This window comes from Pseudomonas tumuqii (genome assembly GCF_013184545.1).
GTDB lineage: Bacteria > Pseudomonadota > Gammaproteobacteria > Pseudomonadales > Pseudomonadaceae > Aquipseudomonas > Aquipseudomonas tumuqii.
Genome location: NZ_JAAOJA010000010.1, coordinates 93,475 through 111,071, shown reverse-complemented (window position 1 = coordinate 111,071; position 17,597 = coordinate 93,475). Strand labels below are relative to the sequence as shown.

The following is a 17,597-nucleotide window of genomic DNA, read 5'->3' as shown; positions in this document are numbered from 1 at the left end:
TGAAGGTGTTATGAAGCTGAAAAGCCTGTTCCTCGTTGTGCTTGCCCTGACCCTGACTGCTTGCGGGGGTGTCGATCCGAACTCACCGCAGGGCCAGCGCCAGGCCATCTTCAAGCAGATGCTCAAGGTCAGCGAAGACCTCGGCGGCATGCTGCGTGGGCGCATCGCCTTCAAGGAGCAGCGTTTCGTCAGCGCTGCGGCCGAACTCGATCGACTGACCCGCACGCCCTGGCAGCACTTTCCCCAGGTCAGGGAAGAGGGCGGTGAGACCCGCGCCAAGGATGACGTCTGGCAGCGCCAGGAGCGTTTTCAGCAACTGGCCCGCGAGCTCGAGGCCGGCACTGCCGCGCTGGTCGCTGCGACCGCCGCCAGCCCGCTGCAAAGCGCCGAGCTGGTCGCGCCGGTGCAGCGCGTCGAGGACGGCTGCAAGGCCTGCCACGAGGAATTTCGCGCGTTCTAACCTGTTGTCCCGCGACCTAACCCCAGGTCGGGCCGCGGCATAGGTGCGGACAGGTGGTGCGCGCAGCGCGCCCTACGCGCGCTGGTCATAGCGCCGGCTTAAAAACCCGCGACGCCTGCCGTCCGCAGTCGCTCGCGCAGGGCCTGTACCTCCGGGTGCCGAAAGAACGCCTGCAGTTGCGCCGCGCGGCTCGGGCCTATGCCGGGCTGGCGCTGCCACTCCCCGCTGCTGCGTTGCGCCAGCTCATCCCAGTTGTCCGCCAGGGGCGCCGCGGTGCTGGGCGGCAGGCCGAGCGCGCGCAGCCAGTCGGCAAAGGGGCGTTGCCGGGCCTGGGCAAAACTCTGGGCGAGCGTGCCGGCGCTGCGCGGGCCTAAACCGGGTACCTCGGCCAATTGCACGGCAGACAGCGTCAGCCAGTCGAGCAGGCCGTCGAGTTGCCGCGCCTGCAGCAGCTTGTCCCAGGTGCCGGGGCCGACCCCCGGGTAGCGCCAAGCCCTGTTTGCCGCTGAGCCAGGCCAGGCGTGCGCGAAACTGGCTGGTGCAGGCCGGCGTTGCCCGCCAGCAGCTCAGCGCATGGTAGTCGTCGGCTTGCGGCGCCTTGACCACGGGGCGTTGCTGGCTGCGCCAGACCACGCTGTCCAGTCTGGGAATGGTCAGCCCCGCCAGCTGGATGGCGACCTGATCGCCGGGGCGAATGTCCAGGCTGCGCCAGCGTTGCAGCGAGCCGAGGCTGACATATTCGATCCTGCGCTCGTCCAGTCTGATTGGCTGCAAGCGCAGCACCGGGGTGATGCGGCCGCGGCGGCCAATGCGGAAATCCACCGCCTGCACCACCGCCAGCGCCTGACGCAACGGGTATTTCCAGGCCGCCGCCCAGTGCGGTGGTTCGGCTTGCCAGCGCTGCGCCGGCGGTCGGTTGCCCTGGCGCAGTACCACGCCGTCGCTGGCGAAGGGCAGGGCGCTGCGGTACCAGTGCTGGCGCCAGTGGCTGGCCTGGGTGAAGTCGCCGATCGGCTGGCTGAGGCGCCGGCTGTCGGCAAAGCCCATGGCGTCGAGGCGCTGCAGGCGCTCGCGCATCTCGGCCGGGCCGTCCGGCCAGTCCCAGACGAACAGGCCGATGCCGGCGGCGTCGGCCTCGTCGAGGCTCTGTCGTGCCAGCAGTCCGGCGACCCGGCCGCGTGCGCCGAGGCCGCCGGCCTCGGCTTGTATGTGTCGGGGCAGGCGCCAGTAGAGTTCGCCTTGCAGGGTCAGGTCGTGCGGTGTCGGCAGCCGTTGCGGGATCGCTGGCAGGCGGCGCGCCTGGGCCGTCCAGTCCTGGCCGCGGCGGCCGTCACCCCGGCTGATGACCTGCTGCAGAAGGCCGCCACGATAGACCAGGGTGACCGCCACGCCGTCGACCTTGGGCTGGATCCACAGGTCCTCGCGACTCGCCATCCAGTCGCGCACCGCGGCGCTGTCCGCCAGCTTGTGCAGCCCGGTCTGCGCCACCGGGTGGGCAACGCGCCCGGAGCTGCCGGCCAGCGGATCGGCGGGCGCTGTCGCGCCGTCGGCAAAGCAGCTGCGCCACTGCTCCAATTGGGCGCGGGCCTGGTCGTAGAGTTCGTCGGCGACCAGGGAAACGCCCTGGCGATGGTAGGCCTGGTCCCAGACGGCGACCTGTGCGGTGAGTGCGACTATTTCCCGCTTGGCCTGCGCTTCAGGCCAGTCGGGGCAAGGGGCGGCCCAGGCATCGAGGGCGAGGGAAACGAGCAGTAGCGCAATCCAGGCTTTCATCATGAGCGTCCTTGCTCGGGGGATAAGCTGTAGAGCCTAGTCCGTTTTCTACGGAACAATAAAAAGCCCCGCGCAAGGCGGGGCTTCGGGTAGTGCGACGGCTGAGCGTTACAAACCGCCAGCGGCACGCAGCTCGGCGGCCTTGTCGGTTCTTTCCCAGGTGAAGGTGGTGAAGGTGTCGCCGTCGACAGTCATCTCGACCGGGGTGCGGCCGAAGTGACCGTAGGCCGCGGTCGCCTGGTACATCGGGTGGAGCAGGTCGAGCATCCGGGTGATCGCGTACGGGCGCAGGTCGAAGTGCTCGCGCACCAGCTGGATGATCTTGTCGTCGCCGATCTTGCCGCTGCCGAAGGTGTTGATCGAAATCGAGGTCGGTTGGGCCACGCCGATGGCGTAGGACACCTGGATTTCGCAGCGCTCGGCCAGGCCGGCGGCGACGATGTTCTTCGCCACATAGCGACCGGCGTAAGCCGCCGAGCGGTCGACCTTGGATGGATCCTTGCCGGAGAAGGCGCCGCCGCCATGACGGGCCATGCCGCCGTAGGTGTCGACGATGATCTTGCGCCCGGTCAGGCCGCAGTCGCCCACCGGGCCGCCGATGACGAACTTGCCGGTCGGGTTGATGTGGTACTGGGTGCCCTTGTGCAGCAGTTCGGCTGGCAGGGTGTGCTTGACGATCAGCTCCATGACCGCTTCCTGCAGGTCGGCCTGGCTGATTTCCGGGTTGTGCTGGGTCGACAACACCACCGCGTCGATGCCGACCACCTTGCCGTTTTCATAGCGGCAGGTGACCTGGGATTTGGCGTCCGGGCGCAGCCACGGCAGCAGGCCGGACTTGCGCGCTTCGGCCTGGCGCTCGACCAGGCGGTGGCTGAGCACGATAGGCGCGGGCATCAGCACGTCGGTTTCGTTGCTGGCGTAGCCGAACATCAGGCCCTGGTCGCCGGCGCCCTGGTCTTCCGGTTTCGCCCGGTCGACGCCCTGGTTGATGTCCGGGGACTGCTTGCCGATGATGTTGAGGACGCCGCATGTGGCGCCGTCGAAACCCACGTCGGAGCTGGTGTAGCCGATGTCGCAGATGACGTCGCGGACGATCTGCTCGAGGTCGACCCAGGCGCTGGTGGTGACTTCGCCGGCGACAATCGCCACGCCGGTCTTGACCAGGGTTTCGCAGGCCACGCGGGCGTGTTTGTCCTTGGCGATGATGGCGTCGAGCACCGCATCGGAAATCTGGTCGGCGATCTTGTCCGGATGGCCTTCGGAGACGGACTCGGAGGTAAAGAGGGAGTATTCGCTCATCGATCGGTTTTCCTATTCATTACCGGTGGCTGAGGGCGGCCCGTGGGCCATTGTGTTGATCTGGCTTGGCGAAGTGCCGCACCTGAATCTGGAAACCATTGCGTAACCCCACGTACAGGCTTTCGCCTTGGGTGAGTCCCGCGGCGACCGCCCAGCGGGTCAGGTCGTCCTGCTCGAAACCCAGCCAGAGATCGCCGCAGGCTTGCCGGGCCCAGCTCTGGTTGTGGCTGCACAACTCGGTGATCAACAGGCTGCCGCCGCTTTTCACCTGCCGCGCCAACTGTTTCAGTGCCTCGGCGGGGGCGGCGAAATGGTGCAGGACCATGTTCAGCACCACGCAGTCGGCGGTCGGGTAGTCATCGTTGAGGGCATCGGCGAGTTGCAGCTCGACGTTGCCCAGGCCTTCTTGTGCACAGCGCGTGCGCGCCAGTTCGAGCATCGCCGGGCTGTTGTCCAGCGCCGTGACCTGGCTGAAGCGACGTGCCAGCTCGGGCAGAAAAGCCCCATCGCCGGGGCCGATTTCCAATGCCGTCGCCGCGCCGGCAAAACCCAGGGCATCGAGCAGTGCCAGCAGGCTGTCGCGGTATTGCGGCAAGCCGGCGATCAGGTCCTGCTGGGCCTGGAAGCTGGCCGCCGTGCGGGCGAAAAAATCCTGGCTGGCGGCGGCGCGCTGGCTATGCACTTCGGCGATCCGCGCCTGGACAGTGCTGGGCAGCGCCAGGGCATCGACTTCGTCGAGCAGCGCCGCGTGCAGGATGCCGCCGAGCCGCTCGCCCTGGGCCAGGGCGCGCCGGTAGAAGATCGCGTTGCCCTCGCGCCGGGTGGCCACCAGGCCGGCCTGGGCCAGCACCTTCAAGTGGTGGCTCATGCCGGACTGGCCGGTGGCGAAGATCTGCGCCAGTTCCAGCACGCCGAACGAGTCGTTGGCCAGGGCGCGCAGCACGTTCAGGCGCAACGGGTCGCCGCCGGCCTTGCACAGGGCGGACAGTTCGTCGACGGGCTCGAAACGCAACTGGGGGGCACGCATATTCATAAGCTGCGCAGTCTAGTCGGTCATTTTTCATCCAGCAATACCAATATCAAAAAGTTTTGATATTGGTATTGCTGGCGCAGAAGCCAGAAAACATTGGCTCTGCGACTATCTGTCATTGCCCCGGCGGGCTCCGCTGGGCGAAAATGGCCGCCTTTTTCGACCTTCCTGTTGCAAAACCCGTAGGAGATTCAGTGATGCCCAGCCGTCGTGAGCGAGCCAATGCCATTCGTGCCCTGAGCATGGATGCCGTGCAGAAAGCCAACAGCGGCCACCCGGGTGCCCCTATGGGGATGGCGGACATCGCCGAAGTGCTCTGGCGCGACTACCTCAAGCACAATCCGAGCAACCCGGGCTTCGCCGACCGCGACCGCTTCGTGCTGTCCAACGGTCACGGTTCGATGCTGGTCTACTCGTTGCTGCACCTGACCGGTTATGACCTGGGCATAGAAGACCTCAAGCAATTCCGCCAGCTGCACAGCCGCACCCCGGGCCACCCGGAATACGGCTACACCCCGGGCGTGGAAACCACCACCGGCCCGCTCGGCCAGGGCCTGGCCAACGCCGTGGGCTTCGCCCTCGCCGAGAAGGTCCTGGGCGCCCAGTTCAACCGCGAAGGTCACCAGATCGTCGACCACTTCACCTATGTGTTCCTCGGCGACGGTTGCATGATGGAAGGCATCAGCCATGAGGTCAGCTCGCTGGCCGGTACTTTGGGCCTGGGCAAGCTGATCGCCTTCTACGACGACAACGGCATCTCCATCGACGGCGAAGTCGAGGGCTGGTTCACCGACGACACGCCGAAGCGCTTCGAGGCCTACGACTGGCAGGTGATCCGCAATGTCGACGGCCACGACGCCGAAGAAATCAAGATTGCCATCGACACCGCGCGCAAGAGCGAGCAGCCGACCCTGATCTGCTGCAAGACCACCATCGGCTTCGGTTCGCCGAACAAGCAGGGCAAGGAAGACTGCCACGGCGCGCCGCTGGGCGTCGACGAGATCGCCCTGACCCGCGCCGCCCTCGGCTGGAACCACGGCCCGTTCGAGATCCCGGCCGATATCTACGCCGAGTGGGACGCCAAGCAAGCCGGTGCCGCCTTTGAGGCCGAGTGGGATCAGCGTTTCGCCGCCTACGCCGCCGCCTACCCGGAACTGGCCGCCGAGTTCAAGCGGCGTATCGCCGGCGAGCTGCCGGCCGATTTCGCCGAGAAGGCTGCCGCCTATATCCGTGAAGTCGCCGAGAAGGGCGAGACCATCGCCAGCCGCAAGGCCAGCCAGAACGCGCTGAACGCCTTCGGCCCACTGCTGCCGGAATTCCTCGGCGGCTCGGCGGATCTGGCCGGTTCCAACCTGACCCTGTGGAAAGGCTGCAAGGGCGTCTCCGCTGAAGACGCCTCCGGCAACTACATGTTCTACGGCGTGCGCGAGTTCGGCATGAGCGCGATCATGAACGGCATCGCCCTGCACGGCGGCTTCGTGCCCTACGGCGCGACCTTCCTGGTGTTCATGGAATACGCCTGCAATGCCGTGCGCATGTCGGCGCTGATGAAAAAACGCGTGCTGTTCGTCTACACCCATGACTCCATCGGTCTCGGCGAGGACGGCCCGACCCACCAGCCGATCGAACAGCTGGCCAGCCTGCGCTGCACGCCGAATCTGAATACCTGGCGTCCCTGCGACGCGGTGGAGTCGGCGGTGGCCTGGAAGTGCGCGATCGAACGCAGCGACGGCCCCAGCGCGCTGATCTTCAGCCGGCAAAACCTGCCGCACCAGAGCCGCAATGCCCAGCAGTTGGCCGACATCGCCCGCGGCGCCTACGTGCTCAAGGACTGCACCGGCGAGCCGGAGCTGATCCTGATTGCCACCGGTTCGGAAATCGGTCTGGCCGTCGCCGCCTACGAGCAGCTGAGCGCGCAAGGCCGCCAGGTGCGGGTGGTGTCGATGCCGTCGACCAGCGTGTTCGATGCGCAGGATGCCGGTTACAAGCAGGCGGTGCTGCCGCTGCAGGTCGGTGCGCGGATCGCCATCGAGGCCGCCCATGCCGACTACTGGTACAAGTACGTCGGCCTGGAAGGTCGCGTCATCGGCATGACCAGCTTCGGCGAGTCCGCCCCGGCGCCGGCGCTGTTCGAGCACTTCGGCTTCACCGTCGAGAACCTGCTGGAAACCGCCGCCGAGCTGCTGGAAGACTGAAAGCCTTGGTAGGAGCGAGCTTGCTCGCGATGCTCAAACATTGATCGCGAGCAAGCTCGCTCCTACAGGTTGACTGCATTCGTGCCAAACATGCCAAAAACCAATCGCCCCTACAGAATCGCCCTCAACGGCTACGGCCGCATCGGTCGCTGCGTGCTGCGCGCGCTGCATGAGCGCGGGGCCGGGGCGCGCCTGGAAATAGTCGCGCTGAATGATCTGGCCGACCAGGCCAGCATCGAATACCTGACCCGCTTCGACTCCACCCACGGGCGTTTTCCCGGCGAGGTACGAGTCGACGGCGACTGCCTGCATATCAACGGCGACTGCGTGCAGGTGCTGCGCCAGGCGACGCCGGAAGGCATCGACTGGGCGGCGCTGGATATCGACCTGTTGCTCGAGTGCTCCGGCGCCTATCACACCCGCGCCGACGGCCAGCGCTTCCTGGCGGCCGGCGCGCCGCGGGTGCTGTTCTCCCAGCCGATGGCCAGCGAAACGGATATCGATGCCACCATCGTCTTCGGGGTCAATCAGCAGTGCCTGAGCGGCGCGGAGAAGCTGGTCTCCAACGCCTCCTGCACCACCAACTGCGGGGTGCCGCTGCTCAAGTTGCTCAACGAGGCGGTGGGTCTGGAGTACGTCTCCATCACCACCATCCACTCGGCGATGAACGATCAGCCGGTGATCGACGCCTATCACCACGAGGACCTGCGCCGCACGCGCTCGGCCTTCCAGTCGGTGATTCCGGTGTCCACCGGCCTGGCCCGCGGTATCGAACGCCTGCTGCCGGAACTAAGTGGGCGGATTCAGGCCAAAGCCATACGCGTGCCGACGGTAAACGTGTCCTGCCTGGACATCACCTTGCAGACCGCGCGTGACACCAGTGCCGATGAAATCAATCGGGTGCTGCGTCAGGCCGCCGAAAGTGGCCCGCTGCAGGGCCTGATCGCCTACACCGAGTTGCCCCATGCCAGTTGCGATTTCAACCACGACCCGCACTCGGCCATCGTCGATGGCAGCCAGACCCGGGTTTCCGGGCCGCGCCTGGTCAATCTGCTGGCCTGGTTCGACAACGAGTGGGGCTTTGCCAATCGCATGCTCGACGTGGCCGAACACTTTCTCGCCGTGTCTCCTGTTTCCATTCAACCAGCCCCGTGAAGGACTGATTCCATGACCGTTTTGAAGATGATCGACCTCGACCTCCAGGGTAAGCGCGTGTTGATCCGCGAAGACCTCAACGTGCCGGTAAAAGACGGCGCGGTGACGAGCGACGCGCGCATCCTCGCCGCGCTGCCGACCATCAAGCTGGCCCTGGAAAAGGGTGCGGCGGTCATGGTCTGCTCGCACCTGGGGCGCCCGAGCGAGGGCGAATACTCCGCAGAAAACAGCCTCAAGCCGGTCGCCGACTACCTGAGCAAGGCGCTCGGCCGTGAAGTGCCGCTGGTGCGCGATTACCTCGACGGCGTCGCGATCCAGCCCGGCGAGCTGGTGCTGCTGGAAAACGTGCGCTTCAACAACGGCGAGAAGAAGAATAGCGACGAACTGGCCCGGCAATATGCCGCCCTCTGCGACGTATTCGTCATGGACGCCTTCGGCACCGCTCACCGCGCCCAGGGCTCGACCCACGGCGTGGCCAAGTTTGCCCGGGTCGCCTGCGCCGGCCCGCTGCTGGCGGCCGAGCTGGATGCCCTGGGCAAGGCGCTGGGCAATCCGGCCAAGCCGATGGCGGCCATCGTCGCCGGCTCCAAGGTGTCGACCAAGCTCGATGTGCTGAACAGCCTGAGCCAGATCTGCGACCAGCTGATCGTCGGCGGCGGCATCGCCAACACCTTCCTCGCCGCCGCCGGTTTCCCGGTCGGCAAGTCGTTGTACGAGGCCGATCTGCTGGATACCGCCAAAGCCATCGCGGCCAAGGTCAGCGTGCCGCTGCCGGTGGACGTGGTGGTGGCCAAGGCCTTTGCCGAAGACGCCGAAGCGACCGTCAAGCTGGTCGCCGATGTGGCCGATGACGACATGATCCTCGATATCGGCCCGCAGACCGCGCGGCAATTCGCCGAGCTGCTGAAGTCGTCGAAGACCATTCTGTGGAACGGTCCGGTCGGCGTGTTCGAGTTCGACCAGTTCGGCAACGGCACCAAGGTGCTGGCCGAAGCCATCGCCGCCAGCCCGGCGTTCTCGATTGCCGGTGGGGGCGACACCCTGGCGGCCATCGACAAATACGCCGTGGCCGACAAGATTTCCTATATCTCCACCGGCGGCGGCGCCTTCCTCGAGTTCGTCGAGGGCAAGGTGCTGCCGGCCGTGGCAGTGCTGGAGCAGCGCGCCAAGGGCTAGCACCTGTTGGTCGGGAAGGTCGCGGCGAGGCTGAACCAGCTCGTCCGCTGGTGGTCGATTGCCAGGCTCGCGGCGTAGACCGGCTATCCTTCCGGCTCCAGGGCGTGACCTGCTTGGCCGGCAAGCATGATTTGCCCGGCCGCGTGACCGGGCCGCCCGGCTGCATTGCGGGTTGGTCGGAAGATTTTCCCGGATTGCATCCGGGCTACGGATTGACCCCTCGCTGGGCGTGAGGGGCGGACGAGCTGACCCCTTGTCCCTGAATACTTGAATAGCGCCTGCCCCTGCGGCAGGCTGCACGATTAACGAGTCCCTCCGGGAGAAAGAACACCATGGCACTTATCAGCATGCGCCAGATGCTCGACCACGCCGCCGAATTCGGCTACGGCGTGCCGGCCTTCAACGTCAACAACCTCGAGCAGATGCGCGCGATCATGGAAGCGGCCGACAAGACCGATTCCCCGGTGATCGTCCAGGCCTCCGCCGGTGCGCGCAAATACGCCGGCGCACCTTTCCTGCGCCACCTGATCCTGGCCGCCATCGAAGAGTTCCCGCATATCCCGGTGTGCATGCACCAGGACCACGGCACCAGCCCGGACGTCTGCCAGCGCTCGATCCAGCTGGGTTTCAGCTCGGTGATGATGGACGGCTCGCTGAAGGAAGACGGCAAGACCCCGGCCGACTACGACTACAACGTCGCCGTGACCCAGCAGACCGTGGCCTTCGCCCACGCCTGCGGCGTGTCGGTGGAAGGTGAGCTGGGTTGCCTGGGCAGCCTGGAAACCGGCATGGCCGGCGAAGAAGACGGCGTCGGCGCCGAAGGCGTGCTGGACCACAGCCAGATGCTCACCGACCCGGAAGAAGCCGCCGACTTCGTCAAGCGTACCCAGGTCGATGCCCTGGCCATCGCCATCGGCACCAGCCACGGCGCCTACAAGTTCACCAAGCCGCCGACCGGCGATATCCTCGCCATCGACCGGATCAAGGAAATCCACAAGCGCATCCCCAACACCCACCTGGTGATGCACGGCTCTTCCTCGGTGCCGCAGGAATGGCTGGCGATCATCAATCAGTACGGCGGCGACATCAAGGAAACCTATGGCGTGCCGGTCGAGGAGATCGTCGAAGGCATCAAGTACGGCGTGCGCAAGGTCAATATCGACACCGACCTGCGCCTGGCGTCCACCGGTGCCATGCGCCGCCTGATGGCGACCAACCCGAGCGAGTTTGACCCGCGCAAGTTTTTCGGCGCCACCGTCACCGCCATGCGCGACATCTGCATCGCCCGCTACGAAGCCTTCGGCACCGCCGGCAATGCCTCGAAGATCAAGCCGATCTCCCTGGAAGCCATGTTCCAGCGCTACGCCAAGGGTGAGCTGGCCGCCAAGGTCAACTGAGTGTTTTTTCACAACCTCTGAGTTGGCGACAGCCGCCGTGCAGTAACGAAAAAGCCCGCAGCGATGCGGGCTTTTTGCGTTATGGCGTGGCACTGACCAGCGGTCGATGCTCGATGTCCAGCTTGTCGAATTGTGCGCTGCCGGCCTCGGTTTCGTAGCCGCTGTTGTCCTGGGGATAGGCGCCGGCCTTGAAGTACAGGGGTTTCGCCGCCCAGGCCGAATCGATCCGGGTATTCCAGTTGATGCCGTTGAGGTTGATCGACAGCGTGCCGTTCGGGGTCAGGTGGATGACGTAGGTGAAGCGCTGATTCAAGGCGATGCCGCTGGCGATGCTGATGACCTGGATCGGCGCGTCGGGACTCAGGCGCAGCTTGGCCACGATATTACCGCTGGCGGCGTAGGCCTTGTATTGGTACTCCAGCTTGAGCAGCGGTGCGCTGCTCTGGTGGGCATGGATCTGGCCGATGACCAGCTTGCCGGTCGAGGGTACCTGGCTGATCTTCAGGGCGGCGCGCAGGAAGTTGTCGGCGCTGGGGTAGGTCCAGTTGTACAGCTTGCCGTCGCTGGCGGTTTCGCGCAGCTCGCTGCGCGGGTACTGGGCATTCTCGGTGGTGCTGCCGTTGACCGGGGCCCAGAAGAAGATCGTCCCATCTTTCGACTGGAAGTAATGATCCTGATAGCCGCCGACCAGCAGGGGGGTGTCGATGGTGGTGGCAGGGATACCGACGGGAATACTCAGGTTCCAGGTGGCAAGGTCGATCATGACTGATTCTCCTACGAGAGAAATGGCTTCAGTCGGGGCACATCACATCCAGGCGTCAGTAACGGCTTACTTGGCATTCCGGCGGGTGGCACACGCGAACTGGAAGAGGTTGAGGCGGGGCTGCCATTGGCCGCGAAAGGCGGTCGTCTTTATAGCGGCAAGGGGCGCAGGCAGATGAAGACCGTTCGTCGTTTTATTGGCGTCAATATATAGCCAGTATGGGTCTTGCACCGTAGCTGCCCCCGGCGTGCGCCTGGTCGCGCTGCCAGGATTCTGCAGATGGTGGTGTTGTCCAGGGGCTCTGCGCGGCCAGGGGCGCCATGATCGGGCGCGCCGTGGGTGTCAGCCGCGGTTTTTCCAGCGGCTGGGACAGTCGCTCCGACCACTGGCAGGCCGGCGGCGGCAGTGGCTGGTTGCCCGGGCGGCGGGTTGCGGCATACTGCGCAACCCCGGCCCTACGAGAACCGCCCGGTACCGTCCATGACCCCACTGAAATTCCTCCAGGGCTACCCGCTGCAGTTGCAGGAGCAGATCCGCCAGCTGATCGCCCAGGAGCGCCTGGGCGACTACCTGGCTCAGCGTTACAGCGGCAAGCACGGGGTGCAAAGCGACAAGGCGCTCTACGCCTATATCCAGGCGCTCAAGCAGGAACACCTGAAGAACGCGCCGGCCATCGACAAGGTGCTGTTCGACAACCGCCTCGACCTGACCCACCGCGCCCTCGGCCTGCACACCGCGATTTCCCGGGTGCAGGGCGGCAAGCTCAAGGCGAAGAAGGAAATCCGCGTCGCCGCCTTGTTCAAGGAGGCCGCGCCGGAATTCCTGCAGATGATCGTGGTGCACGAACTGGCCCACCTGAAAGAGGCCGAGCACAACAAGGCGTTCTACAAGCTCTGCGAATACATGCTGCCCGACTATCATCAGGTGGAGTTCGATCTGCGTGTCTACCTGACCTGGCGCGAGCTGCAAGGGCGTAGCCCGGCCTGAGCCGGCAGGCGGTCGGCACGCAATGGTCGGGGCCGGTTGCCGTGCTGCTCCTCAGCCGCGCAGCAGCAGATTGAGCTGATCGACCACTTCCGCCCAGTCGGCGTCCTCGAGGATCTCCTCGCGCAGAAAGCTGGCCTGGGCGGCGGTCCAGAAGGGCGCATCAGCCAGTTTGCAGGTTTCCGGCAAGGGCGAATGGGTGGCGATGAAACGCTCGATGCTGGCCTGTTCGGCGGGCAAGCCGAGCTGCTCGAACAGCGCCGAGAGATCGTGGGTAGGGCTTTCCATGATGTGCTCCTCTGGAGGGTGGACTCGCCCATACAGCCTAGCGTATATCGACTAACTACCGGCCGCCGGCTGCAGGCCGCCAAGGCCTGCATGCGGGCAGGTTTTCCAGGTACTCGAGGTGGTCACGGCATGCATTCAGGACTTTTGCGCAGGTTGTTCGCGCTCGTGGTCAGCCTTGCGCTGCTGCTCCCGCCGTTGGCACTGGCGCGCGAGTTGCTGGCGGTCGGCACCGATTTCCCGCGGATTTTCGAGCGCACGGCGGCGGGCGAGTACCGGGGGCTCGGCCCTGACGTCCTGCGCCAGGTGCTCGAGCCGCGTGGCCATAGCCTGCGTTTCGCCTCTTACCCCTGGGCCCGCGCGCAGCGTATGGTCGAATTGGGTCAGGCCGACATCCTTATCGGTCCCTATCGCAGTCAGGTGCGCGAGGCGCGTTTCGCGTTTGTCGGGCAGGCCTTCTATCGCGACCGGATCGTCTTTTATTGTCGCCGCGCCAGGTCATGTCAGTGGTCTGGCGATTTCCGCCAGCTGGCCGGCCAGCGCATTGGCGTGGTGCGTGCCTGGGCCTATGGCGCGCGTTTCGATGCCGAGCGCGCGAGGCTCGAACTGGTCACCGTGGAGGGGGTCGACAACGGTCTGAAAATGCTCAGCCTGGGCCGTCTCGAGCTCCTCGTCAGCAATCAGCGCAACACCCTGCCGGTGCTGCAGGCCCTGGGTTTGAGCGATGAGGTCAGCCAGCTCGAGCCGCCTGTGGATACCCAGGATGGTTACTTCGCCTTCCCTCTGCATGGCAGCCACGCCCACCTGCGCGAGGATTTCGAGGAGGGCTATCGACAGCTGGTCGAGCGCGGCCAGCTGGCCCGGCTGGCGGCCCAGTGGCAGGTGGAAATCCCTTGAGCAAGGGCGTTCAGCAGACCCGCAGCACCTCGAAGCGCTGAATGCTGCTGCCCATGCGCAGTTCCACCCGATCGCCTTCGCCGCAGCCGATCAGGCATTGTCCAAGCGGTGCGCGCGGGCTGATCACCCGCACTTCCTGACCGTCCAGCAGCAGCTTCAGACCGGCGCCGTCGGGGCCGAGGAACAGGCATTGTTCGGCGCCCTCGGCATCGGCCAGCCACACCAGGGCGCTGAGCTGAATGCCCAGTTGCGCATCGAAGGGCCGCAGCCGGAGTTTTTCCCAGGCGCTCAGGGCCAGGCGAATCTCCTCGACCCGGCGCGCCTGTCCGGCGGCCAGATAGGAGGCCTCCAGGCCCAGGGTGTCGTACTTGTTCTCGGCAATATTCTCTTCATGGGTGGCCGCCTCGTAGGCGGTCAACGCCGCTTGCTGGGCCAGTGCCAGGTCGGAGTGCAGCTTGTCGAGAATCAGTTGCTGGAGCAGGGCTTTGTTCAACGGTCACTCGCAGGGTCGGCAGGAAAAGTCTCGGCATATGCACCAAAGTCTAGTGTCGCCCTGGCTACCGAAGGCGGCATTGTGCACGGGTTGCTCCTAAAAGCGAGGGTATGGGAATGAACATGATGCGGTCGATGGGCTATTTCTTCCTGTTTCTGCTGGTGCCGCTGGGCGCCTTGCTGGCCAGCTACCCAGGGCCGATTGCCGACTGGTTGAGCGCTCTGTTCGGTGTGCAAATCAGCCGCGGCAACCTCGGCGCCGGCTTCATGGTGCTGGCGGCCATCTGCCTCAAGGTCGATCTGACCATTCGTCGGCGCGCCCAGGCCAGCCAGGCGAGCATCGCCTGACTGCTCGTGCGGCAATCTGCCAGCAAGCTGGCGCAATAGCCCATGGCCTTGGCTACACTGCGCTCCATCTGCGGCGGGAGGCCATGATGGAGACGACACAGTCGGACTACTCGATTTATCGGCAGGTAGTCACTCAACTGATGCATGACCAGGAGCAGCTGCCCAGCCTGCCGATGTTGACCCTGGAAATTCGCCGGGCGCTGGCCAAGCCCGAGGTCAGCATGAGCCAGCTTGTCAGCCTGATCGGCAGGGATCCGGCTCTCAGTGCGTTGCTGATGAAGTACGCCTCCAGCGCCTTGCTGCGTACCCGCGTGGCGCCGAAAACCCTGCAGGACGTGTTGCGCGTGCTCGGCATGCAGCAGGTGGATCGGGTGGTGATGCTGCACAGCGTCAAGAGCCTGTTCGTGCTGCACAGCCCCGGGCACAAGTTGCTGTTCATGGACGCCTGGCAGCGGCTGACCCTGAAGGCGAGCATCTGCGGCTTTCTCGCGCGCAAGGTGGGGCAGGTGCCGGCCGATCATGCGGTGCTCGCCAGCCTGCTCAGCGAGGTGGGCTCGCTCGCGGTGCTCTCGGCGTTCAAGGGCGGTGACCTGGTGCCGACGCCCGCGCGCTACCACAGCCTGTGCCAGGCCTATGGCGCATCGCTGGGGGTGATGCTGCTGAAGAAGTGGGCGGTGGATGAGGCCTACGTGGATATCGTGCGCGAGGCGGGCAACTGGACGCTGCAGCGCCAGCGGCAGATCGAGTTGCTCGATCTGGTCAACCTGAGCCTGTTCCACACCCTGCTTGATAGCGTCGGCGCAGCGCAGTTGCCCGTACTGGCCAGCCTGACCGCCTACGCCAAGCTCAATGGCTTGCACAATGAAGTGGCGGCGGACGGCAGCCTGGTCCTGGTCAGCCAGCATTGGGACGAGATCCACGAGCTGGCCGCGGTGCTGCGCTAGCGGTTCCTCTGCATCACCGCAGAGCCCCCTCTACGGCTGGCTGCGATCCTTGAGCAGGTGCGCGGCGAGGGTGCGCAACGGCCCGAGTTGCCGGCAGATCAGCGCCAGCTGGGTCTGCACCAGGCGCTGCTGGTCGTCCAGCGCATCCGCGCGCTGTTCCAGTTCGGCGGCCAGTTGTTCTTCGGCATCGCTCTGAATCGCCACCGCACGCTCTTCGGCCAGGCTCCCGGCGATTTCGTCGAGGCTGGCGGCCAGGCGCTCGGCGCTCGCCGGCAGCGGGCTCTGCCGGTCGCCAAGGATAATCTCACCGCGGTGCGCGCCAAGGCCCGAGAGATAACTCAAGAGGGTGTGCGACAGCACCAGGAAGCGGAAGCCGATGTCCGCCTCCTTACGGAAATGCCCGGGCTCCATCAACATGTTGCCGAGGGTGGTGGACAGTGCGGCTTCGGCGTTGTGCGCATTGCGCCGGGCCAGGCGGTAGGCCAGGTCATCGCGTTTGCCGCTGACATACTGCTGGATGATCTGCCGCAGGTAGGTGCTGTTGCAGCTGAGGGTGTTGGCCAGCATGCGGTTGAGCCGGCGCCCCTGCCAGTCCGGCAGGATCAGGAATACCGCGAGGCCGGCGATCAGGCTGCCGATCAGGGTGTCGACCAGGCGCGGCAGGATCAAGCCGTAGCCGTCGCCGACCTGGTTGAAGCAGAACAGCACCAGCAGGGTGATCGCCGCGGTGGCCAGGGTGTAGCGGCTGCTGCGGGTGGCGAAGAAGGCCACCCCGGCGGCCACGGCGAAGAAGGCCTGCACCAGCGGGCTGGGGAACAGGTCGAACAGCGCCCAGCCGAGCAGCAGGCCGAGCACCGTGCCGGCGATCCGCTGCACCAGCTTGAGGCGGGTGGCGCCGTAGTTCGGCTGGCAGACGAACACCGTGGTCAGCAGGATCCAGTAGCCCTGGGTCGGGTGAATCCAGTGCAGCACGCCATAGCCGGCGGCCAGGGCGATGGCCAGGCGCAGGGCATGGCGGAACAGCAGCGAGGTCGGGGTCAGCTGCTGGCGTAGGCGTTCCACGACCTCCTTGAGCGAGTGCGGCTCGCGATCCAGCAGGCTGCTGTCCTGTTGCTCGTCCAGGGCATCGGGGTTGCTGGCATGGCCGAGCAGTTGATCGAGGGCGGCGAGGTTGTCGGCCAGGGCGCCGAGCGAGCGCAGCAGCTGGCGCCAGGCCGGGTTGCTCTGCAGGCGTAGGTGCTGCAATGAGGCACGCAGGTCGTCCAGCGCCTGGCTGCACTGCTCGCGGTACTCGAACGGCTGGCGCAACTCGATGGCCTGGGCCAGGCGCTGACAGGCCTCGCCATGCAGGCGCAGCAGGCGCTGACAGCGGAACAGCACATCGCTGTGGAAGAAGGCTTCGGCCAGTTCGTTGTAGGGGTAATGCGACGAGCTGGCGCGCTCGTGGATGTCCTGGGCGAGGAAGTACAGCTTGAGGTAGTGGCTGACCTTGCTCCCCGGTCGGTCATTGCCGACGCGGTGCAGGATGATTTCCTTGGCGGCATTCAGCGCCGCCACCACCCGGCCGTTCTGCTGGGCCAGGGCCAGCCGCCGCTGCTCCACGTCGAGTTGGCGCAGCGGCTCGAACAGCGCGGCCTTGAGTTTGAGGTACTGACCCAGCTCGCGAAACAGCCGGGCCAGGCTGTGCTGCACCGGCTGGTTGGCGAACAGCGCATTCCAGATCACCGACAACACCCCGTACCAGGCCGCGCCCGCCACCAGCAGCAGCGGTTCCAGCCACAGGCCGGCGACGCCGCCGCGCTGCTCCACGCCGATCATGCTGTAGATCGCCAGGATCAGGGTCGCCGAGCCCAGGGTGGCGTAGCGCTCGCCGAGGGCGCCGAGCATGGTCAGGGCGAAGCTGGCCAGGGCCAGGGCGGCGACGAATAGCCAGGGATAGGGAAACAGCCATTCCACCGTATAAGCCGCCGCGCTGAAGCAGCCGAGGGTCACCAGCAGCGCGGTCAGGCGGCCTTGCCAGCTGTCGTCGGTCTCGGCCAGTGCGCTGGCGATCACCCCGAGAAACAGCGGAATCAGCGCCTGCATCCAGTCCTGCGCCCAGCACAGCAGCAGGGCGCCGCCGAGGGCGATGAACACCCGCAGGCTGTAGCTGAATTTATCCAGCGCCCACAGGCGGCGCAGGGAGTGGTGAAAAGAGCTGGCGGGCATCCGGGCGACCTTGTGCAGCGGCAATAGTGAGCAGACTAACGGAGTATGCGGACGACTGGCACTCCCCTGGCGACACCTTTTACTGCGTCGGCGGCATGTCGGGCCTGCGCAAAAAAGTCATGGACTATCCTGTAAGCAGACAACCGTGCTTTGCCCATCTTTAGCTTCCCATAGCGGCTGTCGTGGAGAGG

15 protein-coding genes and 1 pseudogene are annotated in these 17,597 nt (G+C 65.7%); 9 read left to right on the top strand and 7 right to left on the bottom strand.

The genetic code is table 11. The features are described from left to right. Nucleotides 1-10: 10 nt before the first annotated feature. Entirely contained in the window at nt 11-460 is a 450-nt protein-coding gene (locus G9C89_RS18050) for a c-type cytochrome (RefSeq protein WP_172150588.1), read from the top strand. A 98-nt stretch (nt 461-558) separates the two neighbouring features. On the opposite strand, the pseudogene ligB reads toward G9C89_RS18050, so the two are convergent. The 3 genes and pseudogenes from ligB to G9C89_RS18035 all read right to left on the bottom strand — a co-directional run bounded on the left by ligB (nt 559) and on the right by G9C89_RS18035 (nt 4,565). Beyond that, nucleotides 559-2,233: pseudogene (gene ligB / locus G9C89_RS18045) on the bottom strand (NAD-dependent DNA ligase LigB). 108 nt (nt 2,234-2,341) lie between these two features. Continuing rightward, nucleotides 2,342-3,532: a methionine adenosyltransferase gene (gene metK / locus G9C89_RS18040; RefSeq protein ID WP_172150586.1), complete on the bottom strand. Its 1,191-nt coding sequence runs from the start codon at nt 3,530-3,532 to the stop codon at nt 2,342-2,344. A 19-nt stretch (nt 3,533-3,551) separates the two neighbouring features. Further along, nucleotides 3,552-4,565, bottom strand: a complete 1,014-nt coding sequence (locus G9C89_RS18035) for an ArsR/SmtB family transcription factor (RefSeq protein ID WP_172150584.1) — start codon at nt 4,563-4,565, stop codon at nt 3,552-3,554. A gap of 194 nt (nt 4,566-4,759) precedes the next feature. Between G9C89_RS18035 and tkt the strand changes: the two genes are divergently transcribed. The 4 genes from tkt (at nt 4,760) to fba (ending at nt 10,485) form a co-directional block, all read left to right on the top strand. Next, a complete protein-coding gene (tkt, locus tag G9C89_RS18030) occupies nt 4,760-6,757 on the top strand; it encodes a transketolase (RefSeq protein WP_172150582.1) in 1,998 nt (665 codons plus the stop codon). A 90-nt stretch (nt 6,758-6,847) separates the two neighbouring features. Further along, on the top strand, nt 6,848-7,912 hold the full coding sequence (epd, locus tag G9C89_RS18025; RefSeq protein WP_172150580.1) for an erythrose-4-phosphate dehydrogenase: 1,065 nt from the start codon (nt 6,848-6,850) through the stop codon (nt 7,910-7,912). Between the two features lie 12 nt (nt 7,913-7,924). Continuing rightward, complete coding sequence (locus G9C89_RS18020) at nt 7,925-9,088, top strand: phosphoglycerate kinase (protein WP_172150578.1); 1,164 nt, start codon at nt 7,925-7,927, stop codon at nt 9,086-9,088. Between the two features lie 332 nt (nt 9,089-9,420). Further along, on the top strand, nt 9,421-10,485 hold the full coding sequence (gene fba, locus G9C89_RS18015; protein WP_172150576.1) for a class II fructose-bisphosphate aldolase: 1,065 nt from the start codon (nt 9,421-9,423) through the stop codon (nt 10,483-10,485). Nucleotides 10,486-10,564: 79 nt separating this feature from the next. Here fba and G9C89_RS18010 read toward each other — a convergent pair whose 3' ends face one another. After that, nucleotides 10,565-11,248 (bottom strand): polysaccharide lyase family 7 protein, encoded by a 684-nt coding sequence (locus G9C89_RS18010; protein WP_172150574.1) that lies wholly within the window; start codon nt 11,246-11,248, stop codon nt 10,565-10,567. Nucleotides 11,249-11,728: 480 nt separating this feature from the next. Between G9C89_RS18010 and G9C89_RS18005 the strand changes: the two genes are divergently transcribed. Continuing rightward, nucleotides 11,729-12,235, top strand: a complete 507-nt coding sequence (locus tag G9C89_RS18005) for a M48 metallopeptidase family protein (RefSeq protein WP_172150572.1) — start codon at nt 11,729-11,731, stop codon at nt 12,233-12,235. A 51-nt stretch (nt 12,236-12,286) separates the two neighbouring features. Here G9C89_RS18005 and G9C89_RS18000 read toward each other — a convergent pair whose 3' ends face one another. Then, the gene (locus tag G9C89_RS18000; RefSeq protein WP_172150570.1) at nt 12,287-12,520 is read right to left on the bottom strand and encodes a DUF2789 domain-containing protein; all 234 of its coding nucleotides are present in this window, start codon (nt 12,518-12,520) and stop codon (nt 12,287-12,289) included. Nucleotides 12,521-12,649: 129 nt separating this feature from the next. Between G9C89_RS18000 and G9C89_RS17995 the strand changes: the two genes are divergently transcribed. After that, nucleotides 12,650-13,414, top strand: a complete 765-nt coding sequence (locus tag G9C89_RS17995; protein ID WP_172150568.1) for a substrate-binding periplasmic protein — start codon at nt 12,650-12,652, stop codon at nt 13,412-13,414. 10 nt (nt 13,415-13,424) lie between these two features. On the opposite strand, the gene G9C89_RS17990 is transcribed toward G9C89_RS17995, so the two are convergent. Continuing rightward, nucleotides 13,425-13,907 carry a GreA/GreB family elongation factor gene (locus G9C89_RS17990; RefSeq protein WP_172150566.1) on the bottom strand — a complete coding sequence of 161 codons (483 nt, stop codon included), beginning with the start codon at nt 13,905-13,907 and terminating at the stop codon, nt 13,425-13,427. A 116-nt stretch (nt 13,908-14,023) separates the two neighbouring features. On the opposite strand from G9C89_RS17990, the gene G9C89_RS17985 reads away from it, so the two are divergent. After that, nucleotides 14,024-14,254 (top strand): hypothetical protein, encoded by a 231-nt coding sequence (locus G9C89_RS17985; RefSeq protein WP_172150564.1) that lies wholly within the window; start codon nt 14,024-14,026, stop codon nt 14,252-14,254. A gap of 86 nt (nt 14,255-14,340) precedes the next feature. Then, entirely contained in the window at nt 14,341-15,198 is an 858-nt protein-coding gene (locus G9C89_RS17980; protein WP_172150562.1) for an HDOD domain-containing protein, read from the top strand. 30 nt (nt 15,199-15,228) lie between these two features. On the opposite strand, the gene yccS is transcribed toward G9C89_RS17980, so the two are convergent. Continuing rightward, on the bottom strand, nt 15,229-17,406 hold the full coding sequence (yccS, locus tag G9C89_RS17975) for a YccS family putative transporter (protein ID WP_172150560.1): 2,178 nt from the start codon (nt 17,404-17,406) through the stop codon (nt 15,229-15,231). Between the last annotated feature and the right edge of the window lie 191 nt (nt 17,407-17,597).

Excerpts from the sequence above, each read along its gene's own strand:
- G9C89_RS18050 (WP_172150588.1), top strand. The coding sequence starts at position 11 with ATGAAGCTGAAAAGCCTGTTCCTCGTTGTGCTTGCCCTGACCCTGACT.
- metK (WP_172150586.1), bottom strand. The coding sequence starts at position 3,532 with ATGAGCGAATACTCCCTCTTTACCTCCGAGTCCGTCTCCGAAGGCCAT.
- G9C89_RS18035 (WP_172150584.1), bottom strand. The coding sequence starts at position 4,565 with ATGAATATGCGTGCCCCCCAGTTGCGTTTCGAGCCCGTCGACGAACTG.
- tkt (WP_172150582.1), top strand. The coding sequence starts at position 4,760 with ATGCCCAGCCGTCGTGAGCGAGCCAATGCCATTCGTGCCCTGAGCATG.
- epd (WP_172150580.1), top strand. The coding sequence starts at position 6,848 with ATGCCAAAAACCAATCGCCCCTACAGAATCGCCCTCAACGGCTACGGC.
- G9C89_RS18020 (WP_172150578.1), top strand. The coding sequence starts at position 7,925 with ATGACCGTTTTGAAGATGATCGACCTCGACCTCCAGGGTAAGCGCGTG.
- fba (WP_172150576.1), top strand. The coding sequence starts at position 9,421 with ATGGCACTTATCAGCATGCGCCAGATGCTCGACCACGCCGCCGAATTC.
- G9C89_RS18010 (WP_172150574.1), bottom strand. The coding sequence starts at position 11,248 with ATGATCGACCTTGCCACCTGGAACCTGAGTATTCCCGTCGGTATCCCT.
- G9C89_RS18005 (WP_172150572.1), top strand. The coding sequence starts at position 11,729 with ATGACCCCACTGAAATTCCTCCAGGGCTACCCGCTGCAGTTGCAGGAG.
- G9C89_RS18000 (WP_172150570.1), bottom strand. The coding sequence starts at position 12,520 with ATGGAAAGCCCTACCCACGATCTCTCGGCGCTGTTCGAGCAGCTCGGC.
- G9C89_RS17995 (WP_172150568.1), top strand. The coding sequence starts at position 12,650 with ATGCATTCAGGACTTTTGCGCAGGTTGTTCGCGCTCGTGGTCAGCCTT.
- G9C89_RS17985 (WP_172150564.1), top strand. The coding sequence starts at position 14,024 with ATGAACATGATGCGGTCGATGGGCTATTTCTTCCTGTTTCTGCTGGTG.
- G9C89_RS17980 (WP_172150562.1), top strand. The coding sequence starts at position 14,341 with ATGGAGACGACACAGTCGGACTACTCGATTTATCGGCAGGTAGTCACT.
- yccS (WP_172150560.1), bottom strand. The coding sequence starts at position 17,406 with ATGCCCGCCAGCTCTTTTCACCACTCCCTGCGCCGCCTGTGGGCGCTG.